10 protein-coding genes are annotated in these 6435 nt (G+C 40.0%); all 10 read left to right on the top strand.

Features of this window, described 5'->3' with window-relative positions; all coding sequences use genetic code 11:
• Positions 1-255 precede the first annotated feature (255 nt).
• The 10 genes from QZT73_RS04040 to QZT73_RS03995 are packed head-to-tail and all read left to right on the top strand — an operon-like array spanning position 256 to position 6435.
• Positions 256-1404, top strand: a complete 1149-nt coding sequence (locus QZT73_RS04040; RefSeq protein WP_291786734.1) for a hypothetical protein — start codon at positions 256-258, stop codon at positions 1402-1404.
• Between the two features lie 7 nt (positions 1405-1411).
• Positions 1412-1699 (top strand): hypothetical protein, encoded by a 288-nt coding sequence (locus QZT73_RS04035; RefSeq protein WP_291779896.1) that lies wholly within the window; start codon positions 1412-1414, stop codon positions 1697-1699.
• 6 nt (positions 1700-1705) lie between these two features.
• Complete coding sequence (locus QZT73_RS04030; RefSeq protein ID WP_291779893.1) at positions 1706-2020, top strand: hypothetical protein; 315 nt, start codon at positions 1706-1708, stop codon at positions 2018-2020.
• A 7-nt stretch (positions 2021-2027) separates the two neighbouring features.
• Entirely contained in the window at positions 2028-2318 is a 291-nt protein-coding gene (locus tag QZT73_RS04025) for a hypothetical protein (protein ID WP_291779890.1), read from the top strand.
• Positions 2319-2322: 4 nt separating this feature from the next.
• A complete protein-coding gene (locus tag QZT73_RS04020; RefSeq protein WP_291779888.1) occupies positions 2323-2616 on the top strand; it encodes a hypothetical protein in 294 nt (97 codons plus the stop codon).
• Positions 2617-2618: 2 nt separating this feature from the next.
• Positions 2619-2894 (top strand): hypothetical protein, encoded by a 276-nt coding sequence (locus QZT73_RS04015; protein ID WP_291779885.1) that lies wholly within the window; start codon positions 2619-2621, stop codon positions 2892-2894.
• 47 nt (positions 2895-2941) lie between these two features.
• Complete coding sequence (locus QZT73_RS04010) at positions 2942-4816, top strand: nickel-dependent hydrogenase large subunit (RefSeq protein ID WP_291779884.1); 1875 nt, start codon at positions 2942-2944, stop codon at positions 4814-4816.
• Between the two features lie 58 nt (positions 4817-4874).
• A complete protein-coding gene (locus QZT73_RS04005) occupies positions 4875-5369 on the top strand; it encodes a hypothetical protein (protein WP_291779879.1) in 495 nt (164 codons plus the stop codon).
• Positions 5370-5381: 12 nt separating this feature from the next.
• Positions 5382-5777 carry a hypothetical protein gene (locus tag QZT73_RS04000; protein WP_291786732.1) on the top strand — a complete coding sequence of 132 codons (396 nt, stop codon included), beginning with the start codon at positions 5382-5384 and terminating at the stop codon, positions 5775-5777.
• A gap of 4 nt (positions 5778-5781) precedes the next feature.
• A complete protein-coding gene (locus QZT73_RS03995; protein WP_291779874.1) occupies positions 5782-6435 on the top strand; it encodes a Rieske (2Fe-2S) protein in 654 nt (217 codons plus the stop codon).

Here is a 6435-nt window from a genome sequence, read left to right as displayed (position 1 = left end):
CGTGTGCGCTAAAACAGAAAAAAACACAATCAGAATATATGATCGTTTCATACCTTTTTATTTTAATTAGAAAGCATTTTCTAAAACAAACGTATCAAATATTCTAGATGAATTAATTTATTGTGGAAATTAGAATTTAGGAAATATTTCCTAAATATTCAACCCTATTATTCTAAATGATAGCATTTTATTGAATTTTAATTTTATAGATTTGAAAAACGACCATATTTTATTGATTGTAGATTTAAAAGTATTATGATAGCACTGAATAATAAATTTGCTTCCTTAGGTTCAGATCACATCGATGAGGTTCATGCCTTCTGGATAGCAGGAGGAAGTTGCGATGGCTGTTCTATTGCAGCAGTGGGAGCTAGTTCACCTTCTGTAGAAGATCTACTCAGGGGAGTGTTGCCCGGAATGCCAAAAGTAGTATTACATCATCCTGTTCTTTCTGTTAGTGCTGGGGAAGAATTTATGCGTCCATTTAGGTTAGCTGCTAAAGGTGAGCTAGGAGCCCCCTTTGTGGTGATCTGTGAAGGATCGATAATGGATGAACGAATTGCCGCTTCAACAGGAGGCTACTGGTCAGGTCTGGGAGTGGATGAAGATGAAAATGGAGATCCTCAACCAATACCCTCATCCAGCTGGGTATCAAGAATGAGCCAATATGCTGCAGCTGTAATAGCTGTGGGTACATGTGCTACTTGGGGAGGAGTACCAGCGGCAGCTGGTAACCCTACAGATGCAGCAGGGGTAATGGATTTTTTGGGCAAGGATTATCGCAGTGCCCTGGGCTTGCCTGTCGTAAATTTACCAGGTTGTGCCCCCCAAGGAGACAATATTACAGAGACAATTGCTGCGGTACTGCTATTCCTGCATGGTATAGGCCCTTTACCGGAATTTGATGAGTTAGGGCGTCCTTCCTGGTTATTTGGAGAGACAGTACATCGAGGATGTACAAGAGCTGGATTTTATGAGGAGGGAAAATTTGCTGAAGAATATGGTGACAAAGAATGCTTGGTAGAAGTAGGTTGCTGGGGTCCGGTTGTTCAGTGCAATATCAATAAAAGAGGAGCCATGAACGGTCAGGGAGGATGCATGAATATTGGAGCACCATGCATTGGTTGCACCATGCCAGGCTTCCCAGATAGTTTTGCACCTTTTTATGCGACACCTCCGGGTACTTTTGTATCATCTTCGATGTCAAAAATTCATGGTTCCATTATAAGCAACCTCAGAGAGATGACACAGGAATTTCAAAATCGAACGGCAAAATGGGATAAAGAAGGACATGTTCCTTCGGGTTGGGGACATGTACCTGAACCAGGAATCATAAAGAAAATAGCACACTTTGCCTACCAAAAAATGCAATTCAGAAATAGCCCTAAACCAGGGTCTAAATAAAAGAACTATGGATGAATCAACACTTTACAGCAACTACTTTATAGGATTAGGCATAGCCGTGGTAATCATTTTGGCAGCCGCAGTTCTACTGATACTTGTATGGTTAGCCGCAAGAAGGATTCTTCTACTCGCCTCAGTAGCCTTGGATTTGGTCGTGAAAATTAAAGAAAACACGAATAGCATATGGGCACTACAGAAAACCAATGAGGTGGCTGTAAATATCTTGGAAGAAGCCGAAGCAATTGACTCTCACGCGGGTTTGGTTGCGGAATCATTACCTCAGACAAATAAATAAAAGCCGATGGAAGCATATCAGATTTTATGGATTATCTCTTTAATTATTGGTGTAGTGGTGATTGGGGTGGTGGCCTTCCTTTTACATAAGATAAAAACTACCGCCGGAAAAATAGATGTAGTTGCGGGTAAAATATGGACTCAAGGTAAGCTTACGGCAAACAACACCATTCAGATCCCTCTTTTTCTGTCCGTCACCAATAAAGTAGTAGGCAAAATTTATGATTCTGCAGTTAAAATCATAGGTGGATCAGCTACCATCAAGGATCATGCTGATGGATGTCCGGGATGCCCGGCTTGTGTTTTAAATCATCATAAATAAGTATATTATGGATATCATTTTAATGATTTGTACTATAGTCGCCGTGGTTCTGTTTGTCGCAGTTCTTGTCATATACCTCATTGGCATAATCAAACTGCTCAATCATATTGGAGGAGTTGGCGATAGTTATCTGGCAAAACTCAGATTAGGCTTAAGGGCCATAGAAACTGAAACAGGGCACCTACCCACTGAAGTATCCAAACTGAACAAAGCCTTGAGTAAAACTTCCATCGGATTGGTAGAAGTTAATAAAAATTTAGAAGGAACCATTAAGGCTGTAGTTGAACAAAAAATATAGTAATATGACTAATATTATTCTCATACTATGGGCCATATTATTGGCCGTTACCGTTTTACTGCTTCCTTTTATCGTGCGACTATTGCACAGCACCTGGGAAGCCAGCAGAAACATAGAAAGGTATTTCAAAGAAATGAAGGAAGCGGGCATTGGCATATCCGAAAATACAGGTTATGTGAGTGAATTAGATAATACAATTAGTGTAGCCTCGGGTATTTTAAAAGTGGCAGGCGAAATTGATAATAATGCCAAAACCATTAAAGAAGCAGTATCTGAAAGAGCATTAAAACAAAATTAAATATGACGGCATATACATTATATATAGCAACAATGATCATAGTAGGTTTGGTGGTATTGGTACTGGTCATCTATCTGTTACTCATTATAGCTGCCTTGAGAAGGGCAGGAACGCACTTGAAACAACTGGCCGGTGGTCTTCAAAAAATTGTGGATAACACGGGTCCTTTACCTAATAAATTAGATGTAATAAATGGCGCTTTATTGCAGCTCCATGGAGGATTGTCTTCTGTAGATAAACACTTAGTGGGCATAGCCAAGGTTTTCAAGTTAGTTTGAAACCTATCTTAAATTAAGAAAATAACCATAGATAAAAATAACAGCATATGTGTTTTAAAAATTTACCAATCGCATTTGATGATCAAGGAAACGCCTACTTGAAAGAGGACATTGCTAATCCTTATGAATATAAGGTTGTCGATCTTGGGCAAGAGCAGGACAAACTCCATAGTCTTATGGAGAAAAACGGCTTTATCAAAAATGTGGATTATGACCCAGTCACAAGGGTAGCAGGTGCACTGGCCTTTCATAGTGTGGTCGATTTAAAAGAAAAAAAAGTGCTTTCAACGAACTCTATGGCTACACTCTTCAGAGGCTATGAAATTATCCTGAAGGGTAGAGATCCACGCGATGCAGCCTATATCAGCAGTCGAGCGTGCGGAGTATGTGGTGGTGTTCATGCTACTACTTCAGCATTGGCGATAGAAATGGCTCTTGGCATAAAGCCACCGCCATTGGGAGTTGTGATGCGTAATATTCTTTTGGCGATAGAATATTTATATGATCACCCATTGCATCTGTTCTTGTTGGCCGGCCCTGATTATTCAGAAGAGTTGGTTGCAGCTACCAACCCTGAATTGATCTCCAAAGCAGCATCATCAAAATGTAAAAACAAAGATGTTCATGGCTATGATACCATATTGGATATCATGAAAGATTTAAATCCTCTCAAAGGAAAATTATATCTTGAAGCACTATCCATGACGAGGGTTGCCAGGGAAGCTTACGTACAGATCGGCGGAAAATATCCTCACCCCCAATCGGTGGTGCCAGGTGGAATTTCTGTGACTGTTACGATGACCACTCTCAATGAAGTGTATACGAGATTGATCAAGTTTTTTGACTATGGCAAGAAAACCACTGGTATATGGGATGATGTCTTTGACTTCTTTTATGAGCAAGATGAAAGGTACCAACAGTGTGGTGTAAGACCGGCCACTATGGCTGATACAGGCGTATGGGATCGACCCGATTTTTATGATGCATCATTTGAAAATTGTGACAAATGGGGCGAAGCAAGATGGTCTACGCCGGGCATATTGGTAGATGGGGAAGTGGTAACCACAAAGCTAAGTGAACTTAACGCCGGCTTGGAAGAATTTGTGGAGCATTCCTACTATGAAAAATGGCAAGAGCATAAATTTAAAACCGATGACAAAGGGCTACCTCTAAGCCCTAATCATCCATGGAATAAAGATACTATTCCCAAGCCCGGGAAACAGAGTTGGAGAGACAGATACAGCTGGGATACCTGCCCAACCTGGGATCGGTTGCCAATGGAAGCTGGCGCATATTCAAGAATGTATCTTACCGCCAAAGCTCAAAAAGCCCCTGAAAGTAAATATCTTGAAAATACAGGACATAGTATGAAAATCCATGTTCCAAAATATAACCTTCCAGCTGCTGATTTAGAGTGGAAAATACCAACACATTGGAATGCTTTTGAGCGTAATAGGGCAAGAGCATATTGCATACCCTATTCTGCTATGGTTGCATTGGAGAATTGGGAAATTGCACAGCAGCTTATCAGGAATGGAGAAACTGCGGTAAGTACACCTTTCGAAATACCAAAGAAAGGATTGTACAAAGGATTTGGCGCTTGGGGCGCCGGCCGTGGATTTCTGACCCATCATTTGATTGTGGAAAACGGCTTGATCCAAAACTATCAGATTTTAACACCGTCCACATTGAATGCAGCACCAAGAACACCATGGGGCGCACCAGGACCCTATGAAGAAGCAGTAATGAACACCCCCATTCTTGAAAAATTCGATACACCTGAAGACTACAAGGGTATTGATATTCTTAGAGCTATAAGAAGTTTTGATCCTTGTATGCCATGTACAACTCATATCATGGCTAAGGATACAAATCATGTAGTGACCCGTGAAGTAACAACATGTGCATGTGGAATTGAATAAAAAAACATTAATTGGAACTGTAGGATACCACATCCTTGGCAACCATTCAATGCCTCCGATGATGTATCATCATCTTACCAAGATGTCATGGCCAGACCATGTAAAGGTGGATGAATTAAATTGGGGGCCAGTTGCAGTTGTCCAGATGATGGAGGCCGAATCTCCACCTTTTGAAAAAGTGATCATACTGTGCGCTATTGAGCGAAAAGGTAGAAAAATAGGTCAAATTGATGTGTTTCGCTGGCTCGGTAAGCTGCCAGATGAAGAACAGATTCAAGCTTGTGTAGGAGATGCTGCCACAGGGGTTATATCCGTTGAAAATCTTTTGGTAATTGGAGAATACTTTAAAATCTGGAAAGACGAAGTATATCTCGTGGATGTGGAACCAGGACCAGAAGTGGCAGGTGAAAAATGGACTGAAAGTATGGAATCTTGCATACCGGATGTTATTTCAACTATAAAAAAACTTGTAGTGACAGGCATGGATGATGGCATAGATATAAAGTATCTCCAAGGGGACACTTTATTTACCAATAAAATTGTCACAGACTAAAAATTTGTATCAATGGAAGAAATAGAAAAATCTTCACTGAGGTCATTATTTTGGAAGGATGAAATATTACAAGTCCTATACTGGATGGATGGTGAGGGACTTGGAAATAAAGTTAAAATAGCACAGGTATTAGCACTACTCAATACCAATGAAGCAAACCTGCTTTATCAGATTTCAAAATTGGTAGATGAAGATGTGCTCCTTGCCTCCTCACCTGAAATCAATAAAAATACCGAAATCCAGCTTTCAACTGAAACAAAGAAGGAAGCCGGTCGTAGATTCGCAGATGCCTTTCAGGGCTATCAAAAGGCGGGGCATGGTGAATGCGGACCTGATTGTGAGTTTTGCTATGGGCCTGATGGTCACAAACTTGATAACTGTGTACATAATTGTGCTACGGCGCATTAAATCCATGAAAAAAGTACTATTCGATAACGAAGAATACAATGAGGCACTAGACATGCTCAATAAGCTCATGATGGATGCTGAGCAAATGACTGATGTCGATCAAAAAGTTCTACTTTACAATATCTTGCAGTATTTTGATTATATTCACAGGGAGCCATTGAATAGAATAATAAAGCTTCTTAATAAAAATGAGGTATTGAAGAATGAGTTGCTTCGGGACGAAACTGTACAAAAGCTGTGTGCTCTTTATGATATATCAGTTGATGAATCCCCTTTAGATAAAAATGAAGTAATAGCCTTTATTCCTGAAGATCAAATCAAAGTTCTAACTCCTATTAAGCATAAAACATGGTTAGAAATGGGTCATTTTAGCGAATATGAGGATCGAAAGTTGTATGCTAAAAATTTCGAAAAAGTTAATTTTTTAATTTCAAGACTAGGTTCAGATGTATATGCTTTTTCAAATCAATGTGATGGGTCTATTCTGCCTATGGATAAAGGCACCTTGGAAGGGCACTACCTGATCTGTCCCTGGCATGGATGCAAATACGATCTAAAAACAGGTGAATCTTTAAATGGGGCTGACAAGAAATTGGATGTTTTTCAAACGGAGATAGATGAAAATGGATTGTTGAAAATTGAAATCGAATACTGCTAA

Source organism: Cecembia sp. (genome assembly GCF_007126775.1).
Lineage (GTDB): Bacteria > Bacteroidota > Bacteroidia > Cytophagales > Cyclobacteriaceae > Cecembia.
The sequence above is the reverse complement of the archived record's forward strand: the minus strand, read 5'-3'. Positions and strand labels throughout refer to the sequence as shown.

Coding starts and splice junctions, on each gene's coding strand:
- QZT73_RS03995 (WP_291779874.1), top strand. CDS start 5,782: ATGAAAAAAGTACTATTCGATAACGAAGAATACAATGAGGCACTAGAC.
- QZT73_RS04015 (WP_291779885.1), top strand. CDS start 2,619: ATGACGGCATATACATTATATATAGCAACAATGATCATAGTAGGTTTG.
- QZT73_RS04025 (WP_291779890.1), top strand. CDS start 2,028: ATGGATATCATTTTAATGATTTGTACTATAGTCGCCGTGGTTCTGTTT.
- QZT73_RS04010 (WP_291779884.1), top strand. CDS start 2,942: ATGTGTTTTAAAAATTTACCAATCGCATTTGATGATCAAGGAAACGCC.
- QZT73_RS04000 (WP_291786732.1), top strand. CDS start 5,382: ATGGAAGAAATAGAAAAATCTTCACTGAGGTCATTATTTTGGAAGGAT.
- QZT73_RS04040 (WP_291786734.1), top strand. CDS start 256: ATGATAGCACTGAATAATAAATTTGCTTCCTTAGGTTCAGATCACATC.
- QZT73_RS04020 (WP_291779888.1), top strand. CDS start 2,323: ATGACTAATATTATTCTCATACTATGGGCCATATTATTGGCCGTTACC.
- QZT73_RS04030 (WP_291779893.1), top strand. CDS start 1,706: ATGGAAGCATATCAGATTTTATGGATTATCTCTTTAATTATTGGTGTA.
- QZT73_RS04005 (WP_291779879.1), top strand. CDS start 4,875: ATGATGTATCATCATCTTACCAAGATGTCATGGCCAGACCATGTAAAG.
- QZT73_RS04035 (WP_291779896.1), top strand. CDS start 1,412: ATGGATGAATCAACACTTTACAGCAACTACTTTATAGGATTAGGCATA.